9 protein-coding genes and 4 tRNA genes are annotated in these 19,981 nt (G+C 46.1%); 5 read left to right on the forward strand and 8 right to left on the reverse strand.

Features of this window, described 5'->3' with window-relative positions:
* Positions 1-2 precede the first annotated feature (2 nt).
* The gene (gene rep, locus KT99_RS01190; RefSeq protein WP_005496152.1) at positions 3-2,015 is read left to right on the forward strand and encodes a DNA helicase Rep; all 2,013 of its coding nucleotides are present in this window, start codon (positions 3-5) and stop codon (positions 2,013-2,015) included.
* Between the two features lie 70 nt (positions 2,016-2,085).
* Here the strand turns inward: rep and KT99_RS01195 are convergent, their stop codons facing one another.
* Positions 2,086-4,725, reverse strand: coding sequence for a sensor domain-containing phosphodiesterase (locus KT99_RS01195; protein ID WP_005496154.1), 2,640 nt, complete (start codon positions 4,723-4,725; stop codon positions 2,086-2,088).
* A 248-nt stretch (positions 4,726-4,973) separates the two neighbouring features.
* On the opposite strand from KT99_RS01195, the gene KT99_RS01200 reads away from it, so the two are divergent.
* The 4 genes from KT99_RS01200 (at position 4,974) to KT99_RS01215 (ending at position 5,731) form a co-directional block, all read left to right on the forward strand.
* Positions 4,974-5,050 (forward strand) — tRNA-Arg (locus KT99_RS01200).
* Between the two features lie 55 nt (positions 5,051-5,105).
* Positions 5,106-5,181, forward strand: a tRNA-His gene (locus KT99_RS01205).
* Between the two features lie 53 nt (positions 5,182-5,234).
* A tRNA-Pro gene (locus tag KT99_RS01210) sits at positions 5,235-5,311 on the forward strand.
* A gap of 343 nt (positions 5,312-5,654) precedes the next feature.
* Positions 5,655-5,731, forward strand: a tRNA-Pro gene (locus KT99_RS01215).
* A 388-nt stretch (positions 5,732-6,119) separates the two neighbouring features.
* Here the strand turns inward: KT99_RS01215 and KT99_RS01220 are convergent.
* From KT99_RS01220 to KT99_RS01250, 7 genes are all read right to left on the reverse strand, one after another.
* Positions 6,120-8,045 (reverse strand): bifunctional diguanylate cyclase/phosphodiesterase, encoded by a 1,926-nt coding sequence (locus tag KT99_RS01220; RefSeq protein ID WP_005496156.1) that lies wholly within the window; start codon positions 8,043-8,045, stop codon positions 6,120-6,122.
* Between the two features lie 8 nt (positions 8,046-8,053).
* Positions 8,054-8,761, reverse strand: coding sequence for a transglutaminase-like cysteine peptidase (locus tag KT99_RS01225; RefSeq protein ID WP_005496157.1), 708 nt, complete (start codon positions 8,759-8,761; stop codon positions 8,054-8,056).
* 18 nt (positions 8,762-8,779) lie between these two features.
* Positions 8,780-9,379, reverse strand: a complete 600-nt coding sequence (locus tag KT99_RS01230; RefSeq protein WP_005496159.1) for an OmpA family protein — start codon at positions 9,377-9,379, stop codon at positions 8,780-8,782.
* Entirely contained in the window at positions 9,379-10,788 is a 1,410-nt protein-coding gene (locus KT99_RS01235) for a TolC family outer membrane protein (protein WP_005496161.1), read from the reverse strand. The genes KT99_RS01230 and KT99_RS01235 overlap by 1 nt, the downstream gene beginning before the upstream one ends.
* A gap of 30 nt (positions 10,789-10,818) precedes the next feature.
* On the reverse strand, positions 10,819-12,201 hold the full coding sequence (locus tag KT99_RS01240) for an HlyD family type I secretion periplasmic adaptor subunit (RefSeq protein WP_005496163.1): 1,383 nt from the start codon (positions 12,199-12,201) through the stop codon (positions 10,819-10,821).
* Complete coding sequence (locus KT99_RS01245; protein WP_005496165.1) at positions 12,198-14,372, reverse strand: type I secretion system permease/ATPase; 2,175 nt, start codon at positions 14,370-14,372, stop codon at positions 12,198-12,200. Before KT99_RS01245 ends, KT99_RS01240 begins: the two co-directional genes overlap by 4 nt.
* A gap of 107 nt (positions 14,373-14,479) precedes the next feature.
* Positions 14,480-19,972, reverse strand: coding sequence for a retention module-containing protein (locus tag KT99_RS01250; protein WP_005496167.1), 5,493 nt, complete (start codon positions 19,970-19,972; stop codon positions 14,480-14,482).
* Positions 19,973-19,981: the final 9 nt, after the last annotated feature.

The raw sequence follows: 19,981 nt of genomic DNA on the forward strand, positions 1-19,981 counted from the left end.
CCATGAAGCTAAACCCCAGACAAGATGAAGCCGTACATTATGTATCCGGCCCCTGCCTAGTACTTGCGGGGGCGGGTAGTGGTAAGACTCGAGTGATCATCAACAAGATTGCTCATCTGGTACAAAACTGTGGTTACAAGGCTAAGACCATCGCGGCGGTGACCTTTACCAATAAGGCTGCACGTGAGATGAAGGAGCGTGTAGCGAAATCCATGGGGCGTAAAGAGGCACGCGGCTTATGGATCTCGACATTTCATACTCTGGGCTTGGAGATTATCAAGAGGGAGCATAAGGTCGTTGGCCTCAAAGCGGGTTTTTCCCTGTTCGATGATCAAGATACCTTGGCCCTGCTCAAAGACCTCACCGAAGATGAGCTCGATGGAGACAAGGATCTACTCAGATCCTTGATGTCGACGATTTCCAATTGGAAAGGCGACCTGGTGATCCCAACACAGGCGGTGAAGATAGCTAAGGATGAACAATCACAACTGTTTGCCGCTCTCTACGTAAGATATGCCCAGCATATGAAGGCCTACAATGCCCTGGATTTTGATGATCTGATTTTAATTCCGACACTCATACTCAGGCACAATGCAGAAGTGAGAACGCGCTGGCAGACCCGTATTCAATATCTGCTGGTGGATGAGTATCAAGATACCAATACCAGCCAATATGAGTTGGTGAAGCTTCTGGTGGGAGACAGAGCCCGTTTCACCGTGGTGGGCGACGATGATCAATCTATCTATTCATGGCGAGGGGCGAAGCCACAGAACCTAGTGTTATTGGGTAAAGACTTTCCCACTCTGCGTTTGATTAAGCTAGAGCAGAACTATCGCTCTAGCCAAAGGATCTTAAAAGCCGCCAATATTCTTATCGCTAATAACCCTCATGTATACGAGAAGACACTGTTTAGTGAGCTTCCCTATGGTGAGCCGCTACGGGTATTGATCGCCGCTAACGAGGAGCAGGAGGCGGAGCGGGTCATTGCCGAGATGATACGTCACAAGTTTATGGGCAAAACCCAATTTGGCGATTATGCGATTCTCTATCGGGGCAATCATCAATCTCGCCTGCTGGAGCGGGCGCTGATGACGAACCGCATCCCCTACAAACTCAGTGGTGGCACCTCATTCTTCGGCAGGGCAGAGATCAAAGATATCATGGCCTATCTCAGGCTAGTGGTTAACCCTGATGATGATAATGCCTTCCTGCGTGTGGTGAATCTGCCTAAACGTGGAATAGGCCCATCAACTCTGGAGCGTTTAGGCACGTTTGCCAATGAACGACAGATTTCTATGTTTGACGCCAGCTTCGATCCTGAGTTGAATCATCATCTGCCCTCAGCGGCCATGGCTTCTCTCTACAAGTTCGGCAAGTTTATTGTCGATACCGGTGAAACTGTGACTCGGGGGGAGCCCATCGAGGCCATCAAGCACCTGATCCGCAATATCAATTATGATGACTATCTCTACGAGACCAGTACCAGTTCCAAGGCGGCGGAGATGAGGATGAAAAACATCTCCGAGTTGTATCGCTGGGTCACTGAGATGCTCGAGGGAGATGAACTTGACGAAGGCATGACCTTACCTGAGGTGGTTACCCGATTAACCTTGCGTGACATGATGGAGCGTAACAGTGAGGATGAGAATGGTGATCAGGTTCAGTTGATGACGCTGCACGCCTCTAAAGGCCTGGAGTTCCCTTACGTGTTTATGGTGGGCACCGAAGAGAGAATATTACCCCACCAAAGCAGCATAGATGAGGGTAATGTCGATGAGGAACGTCGTCTGGCCTATGTTGGCATCACCCGAGCGCAACAACAGCTCTGGTTTGTAGTTTGTCGTGAACGTCGTCAGTTCGGTGAGACTCTTCGCTGTGAGCCGAGTCGTTTTTTGTTGGAACTCCCTCAGGATGATCTCATCTGGGAAAATCGTAAACAAGTGCAGAGCGAGAATCAGAGGCAGGCAACCAGCAAGTCTAATATCGCTAACTTGAGAGATATGTTTAAAAAATAGCCCTTAGATAAACGATATTATGCATTATGGCTGGAAATAAGATCGAGTTATTATGTTTAACGACATAGAGTTAAGCGCAAGCTAAATCCTTAGTGATAGAGTTCAGATGAATGACTTTGCCAAGGGCTTGCCCCTGACCTAGCTCGAAACCTATCTCCAGCAGTGTCTCTTTTTGCTGTATCGCACCAATTCCATCCACAAAAACCACCAATTCTAACGCCTGGGCGGTTAAGTAGTGGGCCTTTAATAGCTTAAGATGTTGCTCACTGTTGAGATGAGTGGTGTAACTAGGGTCAAGCTTTAAGCCTTGCAGTGGTAAGAAGGTTAAGCTGCTCAAGGCGCTATGGGCACTGCCATAACCTGTCAGCCCAAGATTAACCTTTAGCCTTTGCAGAATATCAAATGCATTGATATGGTTATCCGTATCTAAGATAAACCCTTTCTCATCGAAAAATAGCCACAGTTGCTCAGGGGGGAATATAAGTTCCTTAAGTTTATTTTTCAGCTGTCTGACGGTATGTTTATGCTTCAGGTGCTTGGCTGCAATGTTGAGATGTAAGGGAAGGTGGTCTAAGGATTGTTCGCGCAGCAGCTGATGATCTGAGTTGAGTTTTTCCAGTAAATAAATATCCAGTTCGGTGGTTAAGTTGCAATGTTCGGCAATGTTATTGAGCTGGACCTGCTTTACTTTACCTAGCAAAGGATGATTCCAATACAAACGTGGCTCTAAGGCTACCGTAGATAGATTTTTTAAATTTTGAATCGGCAGATAACTCAGGTGTAACTCTCGGTTCGATATCGCGTGTTTTAATTCAATTTCAAGTTCGACATCTTTGATTAGCTGTCGATGCGACTTATCATCGAAGATAACATAGCAACCTTTGCCCTTGGACTTGGCTTGATACATGGCTGCATCGGCGTCACGCAATAGGGACTCGGCCGTGTCTGATTTATGATTACAGCTAAATGCGATTCCTATACTGGCACCTGAGGTGAAACTTTGGTTGGCTAATTCATAGGGGCGTGATAATTCAGTGAAAATACGCTCTGCAACCTCTTTGGCATCATGGGTGCCCTTGATGCTGTCGAGTAAGATCACAAATTCATCTCCACCGATCCGCCCTAAGGTGTCATTATCGCGAATACACAGGCGTAGGCGCCTTGAGGTCTCAACCAGAAAACGATCACCTTGCTGATGACCTAAGGTGTCATTAATGAGCTTGAATCTGTCGAGATCGATAAATAGCAGACCGAAGCGATCTCGTCCATGTCGGCGAATATGTTTTACGGCTTGTGTCAGGCGCTCCATAAACATGCCGCGATTTGGTAGCCCTGTCAGGCTATCGTGACTCGCGTCATAAACAAGTTGTTCTTCCGCTTTACGTCTTTGGGCTACTTCTTTCTCTAAATCTTGATTTAACATAGCCAGAGCCCGGGTCCGAACGACGACTTTCTCTTCTAGTTGTTCGTAGCTGGACTTAAGCGATTCAGCGGAGAGTTTTTTCTCTATCGCGGTGGCTATGTGCTGAGAAACGAAAGTCAGCAGATCGAGATCTTTGTCTTGGTAACTCTGGGACATGCATAGGCTATAGATGGTTAAGGCGCCACGAACCTGCCCATGGATAAATAAGGGGATGCCAATCCACTGGTATACGTCTTGGGTATAGTCGAGTTCAGGCATCTTGGAATAGACAATCCCAGCGTTTATCAAGCCATCAAGATCGGCACGTTGAAGTAACAAAGGCCGACGGTTCTTGATGACGTACTCAGTTAGGCCATCAGATGAGGCCCTAGGTTGTGGGGCCGTAGAATTGTTTTGAGCCACATAAAAAGGAAAGTGTATACGAGTCAGCTTATCGTTGAGCAGGGCTATGTAGCAGTTACTCGCAGGCATTAGATGGCTGATCACTCGATGAATTTCCGAATAGAAGGAGTCGCTATCTAGGTTAGAGGTGGCAAGATCTGCAATCTCGAATAAAGATTTCTGCAGACGCTCGGCGCGACGTCTTTCAAACACTTCACTCTTGAGCTTGTCGTAAGCAAGGCTTAACTCTTTGGTTCTTTGCTCTATTGCCTGTTCCAACTGTTCCAGCTGTTCTCTATGTTCTAAACGCTCTAGCACACCTGAGATTTGATCACTGACAAAGTGAAGCAGTTCTATCTCCATTTCGGAAAAAGTGATATCGGGGGAATAACTCTGTACTACTAATACACCCAGAACCAGATTATTGACTTTAATCGGCACGCCTAACCAAAGGTGGCATGGTGCTCCTCTACTGACAACTTTTTTAGCGGCGAGAAGCTGCTCAAAGGTGGTGTTATCACAAAGAAGTGTGTCACCTGACTTGATCACGTATCCCGTGAGGCCGCTTAATAGGGTCTCGGAAATTTCATCTATAGAATAGATCTTGTTGGGATGCGGGTCTTTTTCGTCGAGGAAAAAAGGAATATTCAATTTGTTAGAGCTTGGGTCTAACAAGGCGACGAAAAAATTATCTGCTGGAAGAAGTAAATTTAGCGAGCGATGAACTTCTGAGAAAAACGCTCTAGGCGAGTCCACATGAGCGGCTAGGTTTGAGATCTCTAACAGTAGATTTTGGGTGAGTTCGGCTCGCTTGTATTTAACAGCCAGACTCTTTAAGCGAGTAATCCTTTTTTGTAAACGTTCAGCTTCACGGTGTGAATGTTGAACCAATTCTTCCCTAAACATGATTTCCGCCAATCGCTATTTATTATATGAGAGCTAGGATTTGGACTAAATTTGCACAATAGGTATTGATAGCACGAAAAAACAACAGTGCCAAGTCATTATTTTGACTGTTTGACAGTTTGAAAATCGTTCTAAATGGATTATTTTACTCAAGTTAGTCAAAATGTGAGCAAACAGACGAGAAAAATGATTTTAACTGTAGACGGCGAGGCAAATAATTTATATTATTTGCGCCGCTAACAAGGCAGGCACCCATAGCTCAGCTGGATAGAGCGCACCCCTCCGGAGGGTGAGGCCGAGGGTTCGAATCCTTCTGGGTGCACCAGATTGAACAGAACGCCAAGTTAGTGAAGAAAGTTGTTAGAAGTTGAAAGTCAGTGGTGATTGTAGCTCAGTTGGTAGAGCCCCGGATTGTGATTCCGGTTGTCGTGGGTTCGAGCCCCATCAGTCACCCCATTTCAATCCCTTATTTAGATTTTAGATAAGGCAGTTTTAAAGATACAAATTCTCGGTGATTAGCGCAGCTCGGTAGCGCATCTGGTTTGGGACCAGAGGGTCAGAGGTTCGAATCCTCTATCACCGACCACATTTAAAAGTATTGAATCTATGGTTCGGTATTTGAAGTTAAAAAGATTTACGGACTCTTAAGTAGAAGTGCGCAGCTCGGTAGCGCATCCCGATTTACTTTCGATAAAAGAGAGTAAAGTGGACCAGAGGGTCAGTGATTCGAATCCTGCTTTTTATAAAAGATAGGGCCGACCACATTCAGTTTCAATAAATAAAGATTTACGGACTCTTAATGAGTAGAAGTGCGCAGCCCGGTAGCGCATCCCGATTTGAAACAAGAGTGGACCAGAGGGTCAGAGGTTCGAATCCTGCTTTTTATAAAAGATAGGGCCGACCACACTAAGTTTCAATAAACAAGTTTACGGTGATTAGCGCAGCCCGGTAGCGCATCTGGTTTGGGACCAGAGGGTCAGAGGTTCGAATCCTCTATCACCGACCACTTTACGAAAAAACCTCGTCATTTGACGAGGTTTTTTTCGTTTAGGCCTAATAGTTAGTCAGAGGGTTCGAATCCTAACTCTTTATAAATACAGGCCGACCACTTTACTAGAAAGCCCTTCGAGAAATCGAAGGGCTTTTTTGTTATTTAAAATTGGCTAGAGGATTAGAATCCTCTCTTTTTATGACTGCATGGCCGACCACATTTAAAAGTATTGAATCTAGGTTCGGTATTTGAAGTTAAAGTTTAACTGTGATTAGCGCAGCCCGATTTCCTCTTTATAAAAGAGAGTAAGAGTGGACCAGAGGTTCGAATCCTACTTTGTATAAAAGAAAAGGCCCCAGAAGTTTTCTGAGGCCTTTTTAATGACTGGTAAGTATATATGGCGCTAGATTTCTTCAACTTCCACTGGGGGATGGATATAGCCCATGTAGGCACTAGTTTTTAGTGGTATGAAGCGTTCTAATTGCTGCTTCTCTTCTATACCTGTGACTATGACCTGAATATCTAACCCTCTAGCGACATTGATCAAGGCTCGACACAGTTCGCTACTATGTTCACTCTCGTCATAATAAGCGAAGGACTGGTCGAGTTTCACATAACTCGGTCTGAGGGTTTGTAAGTAGGCCATGGAACCAAATTGGCGACCGAAGTGATCGATACCGAAGCGGGCACCATTATCACGAATAATAGTGCATAGGGCTTCACAAGAGTCTGGATCGCTATATACGCCAGCTTCCGGAATGTCGAAACAGATCCGCTCAGAAAGGCTAGATGTGCGTAAAAAGCCATTTAACCATTCATGGAATTTGGGATTGCTTAAACTGTGGAAGGTTAAGTTAATGGCAATCGGTTCATAATTTCTTTCGAGTAACTTTTGGGTGGTTAGGGTTTCGATAAGGCATTTATCGAGCAGGGCACCCAGAGACAGCAGTTCTATATAGGGCATAAACTGGCCAGCATGTATGGTTTTATCGCCGATTTCCAACTGACAGTAGAGTTCTCTCTGGCTAATAGAATCACCATCATTGAGATGGACAGCTTGCCATTTAAATTTGAACTGTCGCTTATTAATCGCATTACTCAGATGTTCACGCCATTGTTCACGAGTAAATAGTTGCTTCTCGCTGGTTTCGAACCAGTGAAAAACCTTATCTTCTTTGATTGCTTTTTGCAGGGCGTTATCAGTTTGGGCTAAGATATCTGACACCGACATCTGCCCAATACGCTCGGCAATACCGATGGAGAAGTTTTCATTTGGCTTACAGCCAGCTTTAGACATCTCTTGATTTATGGTGCGAATTAATGTTTGCAGGTATTTACTGGTTTGCTCGTGCTCTGCGCTGGAAATTAAAAATGCAAATTCGTAAGCCGAGATTCTAGCGATAACTGAGGTGGTGATAACGTCTAAATGCTCTTTCATCTTCTGAGAAAGTAACTTTATAGTTTCGTCTCTGACCTGGTATCCGTATTTACTGTGCACTTCTTCTAACCAGTCAAATTTTGCCATCAATAAGGCACCACTCTTAGGCTCACTAAGCCAGCTGCTTAAGTGGCCCATCATATATTGACGGTTAGGTAAGCCAGAGACTTGATCGATCAGGTTTTTCTTTTTCAGCTCACAAACCTCTTCATCCAGAGAGTTAAAGATCTGTTTGAGTTGATCCGACATGCTATTAAAGGCGAGTACCACAGATTTCAGCTCCATGGTTTTGGGGACTTTCATGTCTGGGCCAAATTTACGCTGGGCGATATCTTTGGCATGCTCGGCGATCTCGTGCAAGGGTCTTAGGATCCAGGTGAGACCCACACGTGCACAGACTATGGCGATAAGGAAAAGAATAGAAAACATTATGATAGCGTTAGTTATGGTACCCCATAACTCGTGATAACCAAATCCCGGGTGGGCGGTTATCTCTAATCGGGCAAGTTGGATCCAGCCCGATGTAATCGTGCTCTCCTTCTTGATGGTTTCAAAAAAGTCCAGATCGATAAACCATTGTGGCACACCTTGAATATTGACTGGGTTTTCCCACACTTGCTGTTTTCCATCGACAAGCCAGGTGAGTTTAACTTGTTGGTAGTAACCACCCTCGAAGATAACATTAATCAAGGTTTCGGCGCCGACAATATCACCCGCTTCAAGATCCGGAATTAACATGATCCCTAAAGAGTTACTGGTATTGTTGAGATCTGACTCCATCTGTTTGGTCAGAAAGTTCTGTGTCTCTGTAAACTGTACATAGCCTAGACTTGCCACCACTAATAAAAATAGGCCAAACAGTAGTGAGTATATCTGTCGAAACAGTGTCATCTTTCTAGCTACTCCAATCTTAATTTGGGTTTTCTGAGTCTTTCGACACCCAATCTATACTTGAGATCGTTCCACTTCGCCAGTTTCTTAGATGAACCAGCAAGAACGCCTCGTCCTTTTTCTTTGTTTAGCCATAGCTGTCGACCATTAAAACTGTATACCGGCAGCAAGTCTTTTCTTTGAGTCGCAGGTTTTATTTTTCTATCTAAATTATCGAGTACCAAAGGAATCGAAGAGGGTTTCTCATAGTAAGCAAGCACCATGTGATATTGATTCACTGTGGTCGCTTTTACCATAGTAATCCTCAGTTTATCTTCAGGTATGCCTAGCTGAAGCAAGGTGAAATATTTTGCAATAGAGAAGTCCTCACAATCGCCGCCATTGACACCAATAAACTCCATAGGGGTAGACCAATAATTGCTATCACCCCAGAGCTTGATGTCATCAATAAAACGGAAAAGATTGAAAAAGTTATTCACCTTAGTGAGCTTCTCTCTTTCGCTGAGACCTTGAGCGTTATCGAGTACCTTAAACCAGGCCCTGGCCCTTTTTCCCGCTCGTTCACCATATCTCGACTCGAGAGTCGAGACTATGTGCTCTTTATTCAGTTTTTGCGTGGGGGAGGCATATAGGCACGAAGCCGCTAGAGCCAGTGCCACTATGATGAACCGGCAGACTTTCTTGCATGATAATTTACGACTAAGCCTGCCTTTCATGGTGTTCTGTTAAATTCCTTATTCCTTGCCTTCATCGACGGTATAGATATGCCATTTCATATCTGCCATTGTGTCTTCTCCAGTGACTTCGGCAATAACGCGTCTATTTCGAGTTTGGGCTCTATGGGTGCCACTTTCATCAACTGGACGATCGTAGCTATAACCTATCGCGATTAGCCTATCGGGGGCAATACTGAAACGTTCGGTCAATAGCGAGGTCACAGCATCGGCTCTATTTTGCGACAAGCTTAAGTTGTGCTGGTAAGATCCAGTCTTGCTACAGTGGCCTTCGATGGTGACTTTAGTATTTTTGAACTCGTTCATAAAACTCGCAATGACTTCAACTTGATCGTAATGCAGAGGAGCTATGTAGTAGGAGTCGTTGGCGAATAATATTTTCAGTTCAGAGCGCTGGTGAATGGGCTTTACCTTGCCACAACCATAGTTGTCAATAGTTGCCCCCATAACAGTATCGTTACAGCGTTCGCGGGCGACAATGACACCGTCTTGGTCCATATCGTTAAGATCGTGAATCTGTGTGGTATTGCCATCCATAGTCACTATGCTTGAGCATGCACTTAGCAGGGTGATGGCTAAAAGTGTGATGAAGGTTTTCATTAGTTTACTCCTCCTGCGTAACTACGTTCGCCTTGCCATACATCCGGGCGAGTGACTCGCAGAGACTCAAGTAGTCGACCCGTAGCATTTAAAATACGGTATTCAGATAGAATTTCGTCGTATTCGGCTTCAAGATAATCCTTACGTGCTTCGAATAGCTCGTTCTCGGTGTCGAGCAAATCGAGTAAGGTACGTTGGCCTAAATTGAATTGCTGGCTATACGCGACTTGAGTATCTTTGGCGGCGATCACATGCTCTTGAATATACATTTTCTGTGGCACTAATAACTCGTAAGCATTCCAGGCTAGGTTGACACCTTCGACGACTTGACGATAAGCACGCTCGCGGATCTCCTTGGCTTCACCTATCTTGTAGCTGGCTTCTTTTTCTCTGGCACGATCTTTACCGCCCGAGAAAAGGTTGTACTTTATTCTCACCATGGCGATGAGATCGTTGCTGTGTCCGCCAATGTTTGGTCGAAATTGGTTGAAGCCATCTTCACCATCCACATCATTATTCCAGTTACCATCAAGCTCTAATGATAATTTAGGATAGTAATTAGATCGGGCCGATTCACGTTCATTCTTGGCGGCATTGATGTCACTGGTGGCCGATTTCAATATAGGGTGATTATCTTGGGCCAATTTAACACTGGTAATAAGATCTTCCGGTATCATGTCATCATCGGGAACCGGCACAATCAGATCTTCAGGTTGCTTCTCTACCACTCGCACAAATTGTGCCCTGGCATCATAGAAGTTATTTTTTGCCGAGAGCACATTGGCATTAGCCCTAGCCCGACGCCCGGTGATCTGGGATAGGTCGGCAATTGAGCCTAAACCTGAGTCGGTCCTCTCTTTGATCTGTGCAAAAATCTCTTGATGACTGAGAAGGTTTTTCTCTGCCAGAGTGAGGATTTGCTCACTTTTTATATAGTTTACATAGACCTTAGCAACATTCAGTGCCATATCTTCTGCAGCTGCAAACAGTGCCCACTGCTCGGCGCTGGCTTCGAAGCTGTATCTGTCGACTTCGCTCGAGGTATAGAAACCATCGAACAGCATCTGCTTGATACTAAAACCGGCCTCGCCACGCTCTAGCTCGATAACACCTTCATTATCTACATCACCTTGGCCTGTTTTTCTTCTCGTCGACGGGCTATTGGTCTGTTCCCAGCCATAGCCACCGCTGATGTCTATCGTAGGCATATAACCGGCTATTGCCTGATTAACTTGCTCTTCACGGGCTTTGAAACGGTTGAAGGCGATACGAATTTCTGGGTTTGTATCTAGTGTGTGCGCGACAGCTTGTTCCAGTGTTTGGCTATATGCCGAGGCTGGTAATATCAGCGCACCAACGGCTAACGCCAGAGCGCTGCGTTTTAACTGCCGAATAGTACTGGTTTTCATGTTAACCCCTCTAGGTCGATTTTCTTGGGCTTAGCGTTCTCTGAGCGCCGTATCTTTTGCCCTTAAAATTGGATTAAGTATGTACTCTAGAACGGATCTTTTCCCAGTAATCACATCAACCGAAGTCAACATACCAGGTATAATCGGCATTTTAGTGCCATCGTCCTTAGTCAAACTTGATAAATCAGTCCTAACCCTTACAAGATAGAAACTGTTTCCCTCTTCGTCCTGTGTTGTGTCTGCACTAATATGCTCCACAACGCCATTTAATCCCCCATAACGGGTGAAGTCATAAGCGGTAACTTTGACTATGGCGGGCAAGCCAGGATGTAAAAATGCGATATCTTTCGGTAGTATTTTCGTTTCGATAAGCAACTGATCGTCCGATGGGACAATTTCTATTATATCGATGCCAGGTTGGACTACTCCACCTAATGTATTGATGTGAATTGTTTTTATTGTTCCATTCACTGGTGATTTTATCACTGCTTTATTTACTTTATCTCGTGCACCGACCTGTGCCTCGTTCATTCGAGAAAGCTTGGTCTGCAGTTCGTTGAGTTGGGTTCTGGCGTCAACCGCGAAATTTAATACGGCTTCGCGCCTTTTTAATATTGCTTCATCTTGAGAAGCCTTGAGTTTGGGTCTTAATAATCTAAGAGAAGCGAGCTCACCTCGAATGTCGTTGACGACACGCTCGACTTTTATCAACTCGATCTCAGGCACGATACCCTTATCGGCTAAGGGCTTGGTGAGTTCCAGTTCGCGGGAAACCAACTGATAACTTCTTGAAAGTGTATCTATCTTTGACGCTAACTCTTTAGACTCTTGTTGTTTCTGCTGTATCTGGCGGGCTAAAATTTCCAGTTGATTAATCAGGCTATCCAATCGGCCTGAATATTCATTAGACTGACGTTGAACTAAGGCGGGCTCCTGCTGGATTAACTCTCCGGGAAATTGCAATGGCCTTGGGGTTATCTTGACCTGCTCTCTCCAGTCGACAGACATGCTGGTGATAGTGATGCTGGCTAATTCGGACGATAAACGGACCACGTTGGCTTGTAGGCTATATACCTCTTGAGCTTGCTGATCATAGTCAGAACGAAAACGAGTGTCATCGATGCGCATTAACGCCTGACCTTTAGTGACCATCATGCCTTCTTTGACATACATCTCCTGCATGATGCCGCCATCCAAACTCTGAATCATCTGGATCTGTGAGGAGGGGATGACTTTTCCCATGCCTGTGGTGACCTGATCCAGCTCAGAAAAATAGGCCCAAACCAGAAAGCAAACAATCATGGCCGCGAGTGACCAAATGATCAATCTATGGATAGTCGGCGCGTCGGTCATCATGGCGCCGTATACGTCATCGACCATCTCTAAATCTTGTGTCGTCAGATGCTTAGTCATTTTTCGGCTCCTGAGAGTAAGCCTGTACTCAGTTTATCCAATACCTCGTCCTTGGGACCATCTGCGATGAGATGGCCTCGGTCCAGTACTATGATGCGATCCACCAGTTTAAGCAGATGCATTTTATGGGTGATAATTAGTAAGGTTCTGTCCCGACTGACATTCTGCATCGCACGAATGAATTGCTTCTCGGCTCTGGCATCTAAGCTGGCCGTGGGCTCATCCATTAACAGCACCGGAGGATCATTCAAGGTCGCCCTCGCTAACGCGACAGTCTGTCTCTGACCGCGGGAGAGGGATTGACCGCCTTCGCCAACTTGTTGATCTAGTCCTTCGGTCTCCAGATCGGTAAACAGGTTGATTCCGGACAGCTGTACCGCCCTAATGAGTTGATGTTCGGATACCTGTCTGGTGCCAAACAAGATGTTATCTCTTATGGTGCCATGGAATAGGGTGATATCCTGAGGCAAGTAGCCAAAGTTCCTGCGCAGGTCTGTAGGATGTATTTGAGCTGAATCTAGCCCGTCATACCTAAGACTTCCTTTTGTCGGCTGGTAGAGGCCTACAAGTATCTTAGCAAGGGTGCTCTTGCCTGATCCATTACGGCCTATGATGGCTATGCGCTCACCGGGCTTGATGTTCAGTGACATGGTGTGCAATATAGGCTTTTCAGACCCAGGATAGGAGAAGCTGATATGATCGGCATCTATTTGGCCTTCCAGTCGCTGGCGGCTGACAAGGTGTCCCTTGTTTTCAAACTCATCTTCCTGAGCCATGATCTCATTTAGCTGACGCAGAGCGCTGGCGGTGTGATTGCCTCGGGTCATCAAGCCCGCTAATTGGGCCAGCGGAGAAATAGCGCGGCTCGATAAGATAACCGCAGCTATGATGCCACCCATAGATATCGCATTATCTGCGACTCGATAGACACCCAAGATAACCACACACACCACTGAAATTTGTACGGTAAAATTGGCTAGGTTAGTCACAGAGGTCGATATTTTCTTCGATTTTAACTGCCAGTTTGCCGTATGACCTATCATCTGCTGCCAGCTCTTCTGCACCAGACCTTCGGCGCCACTGGATTTGATCGACTCCAGAGAAGCGAGAGATTCAATCAAATGACCATGTTTGAGGCTGGAGAATTTATTACTCTCTTCTATCGCCGCTTTCAGTTTGGGCTGCACGATTAAGGTATAACCGATAATGATGATGCCGCCTATTAGCGGGATAATCGCCAGATCACCAGCCACAACATAGATGATGAGCATAAAGAAGATAGCGAAGGGGAGATCCACCAGAGTCGTAATCGTCGCAGAGGTTAATATTTCCCGGATGCTATCAAATTCACCCAGTTGTTTCGCCATACCACCGACACTCGGTGCACGCTTCTCTAATGGAATACCGATGGCTTTAGCAAAGAGTCGTGAGGAGACGATGATATCGACCTTCTTACCTGCGACGTCAATAAGATAGGCCCTTAGTTGCCGCATGATAAGGTCAAACACATAGGCAATTCCTGCGCCTATGGCCAAGACCCACAGAGATGAAAATGCCAGGTTCGGTACCACTTTATCGTAGACATTCATGATAAAGAGGGGCGAAACCAGGGCGAATATATTAACCAATACCGAGGCTATTAACGCATCTCGATAGATAGGCGCAGAATCTTTAAGGGTTTGTAACAGCCAATGACTGCTAGTGTCATGCTGGTGAACATCGAAGCCCATATCGCCACGGTATTGCTGTTTAACCAGAAATAAGTAGCCGACGTAGATAGCTTCTAACTCTTCTATGGATAAGACCTGTTCACCACCCGTTTCTGGCAGCTGAATCACGGCTTTGTCGTTATCGAAATCTATCTCCCTGAGCAGACAGGCTTTCTTATCTTTAAGCAGCAAGATACAAGGTAAGAAGATAGGCGATACTTGATCCAGCCCCTTACGGGTTAATTTCGCCGTTAAGCCCGCACGGCCAGCCGCTTGGGGAACCAGATCCGGTGTGAGGACGCTAGAGGATAGGGGAAGCCCTGCCGCCAGCGATTCGCTGGAGCATGGGCTACCGAAATATTCGGTAAGCAGGACTAAACTGTCTAGCAAGGGATCGACAGAGACTCTTTGTGACGCAGAGACTGTCCATTGCTCAGTTTTCTGAGAAGCAGTTACAGACACCTAAACTTATCCTTAAGAATTATGCTAAGAATTTATTGCATTTATATTATGAAATTATTAATCATATTGGCCTATATTGCTATAGACCATTGGTAGATTTAATTTATTCAAGGGACTAGATGAATAACTTGGTCATAATCATGGCTAGGTGTTGAGTCAGAGATTTCAGCAAATATAGCAGATGTTGTACCTGCATCAGAGTCAGAGATAATCAAGGCTCCATCACCATTGCCCAGTAGCCCTTCGATAATGTCATTTTCATTATCACTATTGAATGCTGCTGATAGATCCACACCATCAAGAACAATTTGTTGCTCAAAAATACCATCTCCGTCAGCATCAATTTTTATGGTGGTTGTATGGGTTGCATCATCAACGGTGAACAGTAAGTACTGACCGAGGTTATCGGCATTTTTATCTTGTAGTAGGTCACTGAGATCAAGCTTATCTTCATTGAGGTTAAAGTCGGTGATATGATCGATACCGGTAGAGCCTGCTGACCATACAAAGGTATCGGCCCCAGCATCATCTGTGCTAGTACCGCCAGTGAGAGTGTCATCACCCAGGCCGCCAATAAGAATATCATCACCTAAACCACCGATAAGAATATCATTACCACCTTGGCCGAAGAGGATATCATTTCCCTGACCGCCGTAGAGAGTGTCATTGCCATCATCGGTGCGAGACACATCGAATACTCCAGGGTTAGCCGAGATAAACTCATGGACGTCTTGCACTGAGGTATCGGCGACAGCTTGATGCGTCTCTTGTGCCACATACTTATGTAGCGCGGCGTATCCTTGACCTTCGATATTATCGAACTTGACCAGGTCGCCGAAGATGATGTCATTACCGGCTACGGTATCGACGGTATCATCGCCTTGACTGAGTGCTTGTTCTGAACCAAGAATGATGTTAGCAAGATCTGTTGCATCGATATTTGCATGAGCCCGACCATTTGAGTCATATGGGAGTAGATCTGCTAAATCAATGCCTCTACCTATGCCGATAGCTTCAACTTCAGAAACCGTGTTGAGAACTGCAAATGCTGCAAGAGCTTGCGCTTCAGCATCTGTTCCATTGGCTATCAGGCTAACAATATAGTCTCCATTGGCATCCTCTTTTAAGACGCCACGTAAGCTGCTTTGCCACTCATTGCCATAATTGGACCAGTAGCGTACATTGCCGTACTCGTCAACGATCACTCTACCAGCATATACAAGTTCTTGCCCCGGAACGTAATCTGAAAGTAAGTCTGATAAGTTTTTATAATTCTGATTATCATATGAATAGTAAACCCAAACATCATCCGGTGAGGTGTCGACAACATAGCTGTTGGTCTTGCCATCGGTTATGAAGTAAGTAAGATTCGTGCCATCGTTTGACGCAGCCTCACCATTATTTAGCCATTCTGTGACTAGTTCAAATGCTGCCTCGTAGTTGGTTCTTCCGCCGCTATAGATAGTATCAAGAGCATCTTCTAAGTTAGAAATAGCATTGTCGTCAGCCAAATTAACTGAAACGGTAACCTTAGTTCCTGTATCGAAATCGACGAGTAGGATATTCACTACACCAGCATGAGAACCCGTAGCACTAGCCTTAAGGGTATTAAATATCTCTAGTAACTGATCTTTGGCTGTATCTACATTAGTGCTGCCCATGCTGCCGGATGAATCGAGAATAAAGGCGATATTGTAGTTTTCACCTTCGATAACTTGGATGCCTGTGACATCACTAACGATAACGTCGTGATCGCTGGTGCCGGTAATATTATCATCACCAGAAGTGCCTGTGTCGTAGGAATAATTATCCAGTTCAACACTAAAGCTCCCTGTAGTTGTATCACCATCGCCATCTGTGGCGACGACATTAAAGTCAATCTGGCCATCAGCGGGATCTTGAATCTCTTGATACTGATAAAACTCCCACTGGCCGGTACTTGGGGTAAACTCAACGGTAAAGATAAGCTCACCAGTTGCCGTTTGACCCAGCAAAGTATTACCCGTTTGAGTGATTAAAATGGTATCACCATCGGCTGTAAGCAGGGCATTTTCGTCGGTGCCGGTAAAGGCCAATGAACCTATGTCGTCGGCTCCCCATTGGGTTGCTACAGTTCCCGTGGCATAGCCTATAGCTTGCGCATCAGTTGTTCCAAGGAACTCAATAGAGCTAATAGTAAAGTCACTATTATCTGTACTGTTATTGATGCCATTATCGGTAGCTCTTATCACTAGCGTATCGAAGCCACCCTCAAGCACTTCAAATACTTCAGCATAATCACCATCTGCGGCATTTGAGCTAAATGTTTGTGTTGCGATTAGCTGGCCATCGCGATAAAACTCGACTACGCCAACCTCAAGCTCACCACCAAACATATTTGCAAATATAATATTGACACCATAAGCAACAGTGCCGGCATCTAGGGTAATGATGATCTCTTCAGAAGCACCAGTACCATCGGCGAACTCATGGAAATCAACTTCATTATCGATGGGGTGGTACGGAGAACCGTCACTAATAACACCGATACCACTACCTGATTGGTTAATGCTAGCTCCAATCAAGGTTGAATCAGTCGAGGAAGTGAATCCAAGTGCTGTGATAGTAAAGCCATCAAAATCGAGTGAATCGCTATTACCACTTCCTGTCAGTGAAAACTCACCAATTAAGCTGTCTGGGATATCTATGCTTGTAACAACTTCAGCGACAGAATCTGTGATTTCGGGTGCATCATCTTCTATCGTGACGGTAAAGCTACCTTGAGTGCTACCACCGTTACCGTCGGAAACAGTAATACCAAAGCTGAGTGATAAATCATCTTCACTGCTGGTATCGAGATGATCGACAGGTGCGAGCAAGGTGACATCGTAAGTCCAATCACCAGATGTGCTATTTGCTGGAGCTGTGAGTACCACAGTCATCACAGCTAGGTATGAATTGTCCGTTTGTGAGCCTGTATAGCCAGTTAATGTATTTGTTGTTGCATCCCAAGACCATTGAACTGTCTCGCCTCCCGATGTTAACGCATCAGCAGGGTCTGCAGGAGCTGCTGGGCCAGACAAGGCAACAGTAAGCGCATCTCCATCGACATCTTCAATACTGATAGTGCCACTAGCAGTGACAAAATTAGTGTCATCTGAGTTACCAGTGTCATCTACGAGACCATCTGCTAGCCCTTCCTCTGAGACTCGAGCTCTGGTGGTGGAAGTGATACTTGGGGTGTCATTTTCAGGGGTGACGGTGATGGTGAGCGTCGAGGTGTCATCGGTACCTGAGCCATCGGTGAGGGTGTAGGTGATCACCGGCACGTTGCCGTTGTAGTTGGCGGCGGGAGTAAAGGTGTATACGCCAGTGCTGCTGAGGCTAAAGGTGCCCACGCCGCTGATGTCAATGTCACTGCCGTCGGCAGTATGCACCGTGTTGTCACCGGCGATGGTGAAGGTGGTCACCGTTAATGGGCCATCAACACTGCTGCCATCAATGACATTGCCAGTGATCTGGGCGCTATCTTCGGCAATGGTGCGACTCTCATTGTCATCGCTGAAGTCATCATTAACTGGGGTGACTGTCAGCGTCAGGGTCGAGGTGTCATCGGTACCTGAGCCATCGGTGAGGGTGTAGGTGATCACCGGCACGTTGCCGTTGTAGTTGGCGGCGGGAGTAAAGGTGTATACGCCAGTGCTGCTGAGGCTAAAGGTGCCCACGCCGCTGATGTCAATGTCACTGCCGTCGGCAGTATGCACCGTGTTGTCACCGGCGATGGTGAAGGTGGTCACCGTTAATGGGCCATCAACACTGCTGCCATCAATGACATTGCCAGTGATCTGGGCGCTATCTTCGGCAATGGTGCGACTCTCATTGTCATCGCTGAAGTCATCATTAACTGGGGTGACTGTCAGCGTCAGGGTCGAGGTGTCATCGGTACCTGAGCCATCGGTGAGGGTGTAGGTGATCACCGGCACGTTGCCGTTGTAGTTGGCGGCGGGAGTAAAGGTGTATACGCCAGTGCTGCTGAGGCTAAAGGTGCCCACGCCGCTGATGTCAATGTCACTGCCGTCGGCAGTATGCACCGTGTTGTCACCGGCGATGGTGAAGGTGGTCACCGTTAATGGGCCATCAACACTGCTGCCATCAATGACATTGCCAGTGATCTGGGCGCTATCTTCGGCAATGGTGCGACTCTCATTGTCATCGCTGAAGTCATCATTAACTGGGGTGACTGTCAGCGTCAGCGTCGAGGTGTCATCGGTACCTGAGCCATCGGTGAGGGTGTAGGTGATCACCGGCACGTTGCCGTTGTAGTTGGCGGCGGGAGTAAAGGTGTATACGCCAGTGCTGCTGAGGCTAAAGGTGCCCACGCCGCTGATGTCAATGTCACTGCCGTCGGCAGTATGCACCGTGTTGTCACCGGCGATGGTGAAGGTGGTCACCGTTAATGGGCCATCAACACTGCTGCCATCAATGACATTGCCAGTGATCTGGGCGCTATCTTCGGCAATGGTGCGACTCTCATTGTCATCGCTGAAGTCATTATTGATTGGGTCAACGGTGATGGTCAGAGTCGCAGTAGAGCCGGTATTCGTGGTGTAGGTGATGACAGGTACTGTGCCGTTCCAGTTGTCATTTGGCGTGAAGGTATAAGAGCCATCCGCATTGATGACCAGTTCGCCGCCTTCAAGTTCGACGGTCGTGCCTGCTGTGTAGGTTTCACCGTTCACTTTGAAGCTAATAACGGAGAGGTCGCTGTCGATGTCTGAATCGTTATCTAATACATTGCCTGTGGCTACGGTGTCTTCTGCAACGGTATTACTGTCGTTAGCTAGGATGCTTGGATCGTCTACAGGTGTTACTTCGATGGTTACAGTGGCTGTCCCGCCAGTATTAGTGGTGTAGGTAATATCTGGAACCGTGCCGTTCCAATTGTCGTTTGGTGTAAATGTAAAGGTGCCGTCTTCGTTGATGACTAACGTACCACCTTCAAGTTCTGCTTCTGTTCCTGCGGTGAAAGTGTCGCCATCAACGGAAAATGTATCGATTGTGAGTTCAGTATCACTATCAAAGTCATTGTCTAACAGATTGCCTGTGGCGACACCATCTTCTTCGATGGTGTAACTATCATTGCTAATGATGCTAGGCGAGTCATTGCTTCTGATGCCTTCGTTATTGAATACTGAGAAGTTCGATTGGGGGGCGGCGGCAGTATTGAAGCCAGAATCTGCTTGGGTTTCATCTCCGTTACGTCCCAGAGAGACGAAGTCTCCTCCTTCATTACCATTGGTGCCAGCACCTGCCGCAGTTTCTGGCCCTTCAGTTGGATCTTCACCAGCTAAAATTTGGTCTTGAATAGCTTGTATTTCATTAATAGCAGATAAGTCTATATCTGATAAAGAGGTTACTTCACTTGCTGAAGCTTGATTGGAGTAGCTAGTGCCATCTTCATACACGATCTCTAACTCTGCACTTTCTTCTATAAATAATGCAGCGCCAACAGGAAGTTGTTCACCTTGTGCAAGGAGTCGTTTATCACCGTTTATTTCTACAGTGATATCCCCATTTGCAATCAAAACCTGTCCATGTTGTGTGGTGATTAAAGATTTCATACTTAGCTC

This window comes from Shewanella benthica KT99 (genome assembly GCF_000172075.1).
Classification (GTDB): Bacteria; Pseudomonadota; Gammaproteobacteria; order Enterobacterales; family Shewanellaceae; genus Shewanella; species Shewanella benthica_A.

Bases quoted from the DNA above. Each gene is read 5' to 3' on its own strand.
- rep (WP_005496152.1), top strand. From the start codon at position 3: ATGAAGCTAAACCCCAGACAAGATGAAGCCGTACATTATGTATCCGGC.
- KT99_RS01195 (WP_005496154.1), bottom strand. From the start codon at position 4,725: ATGTTTAGGGAAGAATTGGTTCAACATTCACACCGTGAAGCTGAACGT.
- KT99_RS01220 (WP_005496156.1), bottom strand. From the start codon at position 8,045: ATGACACTGTTTCGACAGATATACTCACTACTGTTTGGCCTATTTTTA.
- KT99_RS01225 (WP_005496157.1), bottom strand. From the start codon at position 8,761: ATGAAAGGCAGGCTTAGTCGTAAATTATCATGCAAGAAAGTCTGCCGG.
- KT99_RS01230 (WP_005496159.1), bottom strand. From the start codon at position 9,379: ATGAAAACCTTCATCACACTTTTAGCCATCACCCTGCTAAGTGCATGC.
- KT99_RS01235 (WP_005496161.1), bottom strand. From the start codon at position 10,788: ATGAAAACCAGTACTATTCGGCAGTTAAAACGCAGCGCTCTGGCGTTA.
- KT99_RS01240 (WP_005496163.1), bottom strand. From the start codon at position 12,201: ATGACTAAGCATCTGACGACACAAGATTTAGAGATGGTCGATGACGTA.
- KT99_RS01250 (WP_005496167.1), bottom strand. From the start codon at position 19,972: ATGAAATCTTTAATCACCACACAACATGGACAGGTTTTGATTGCAAAT.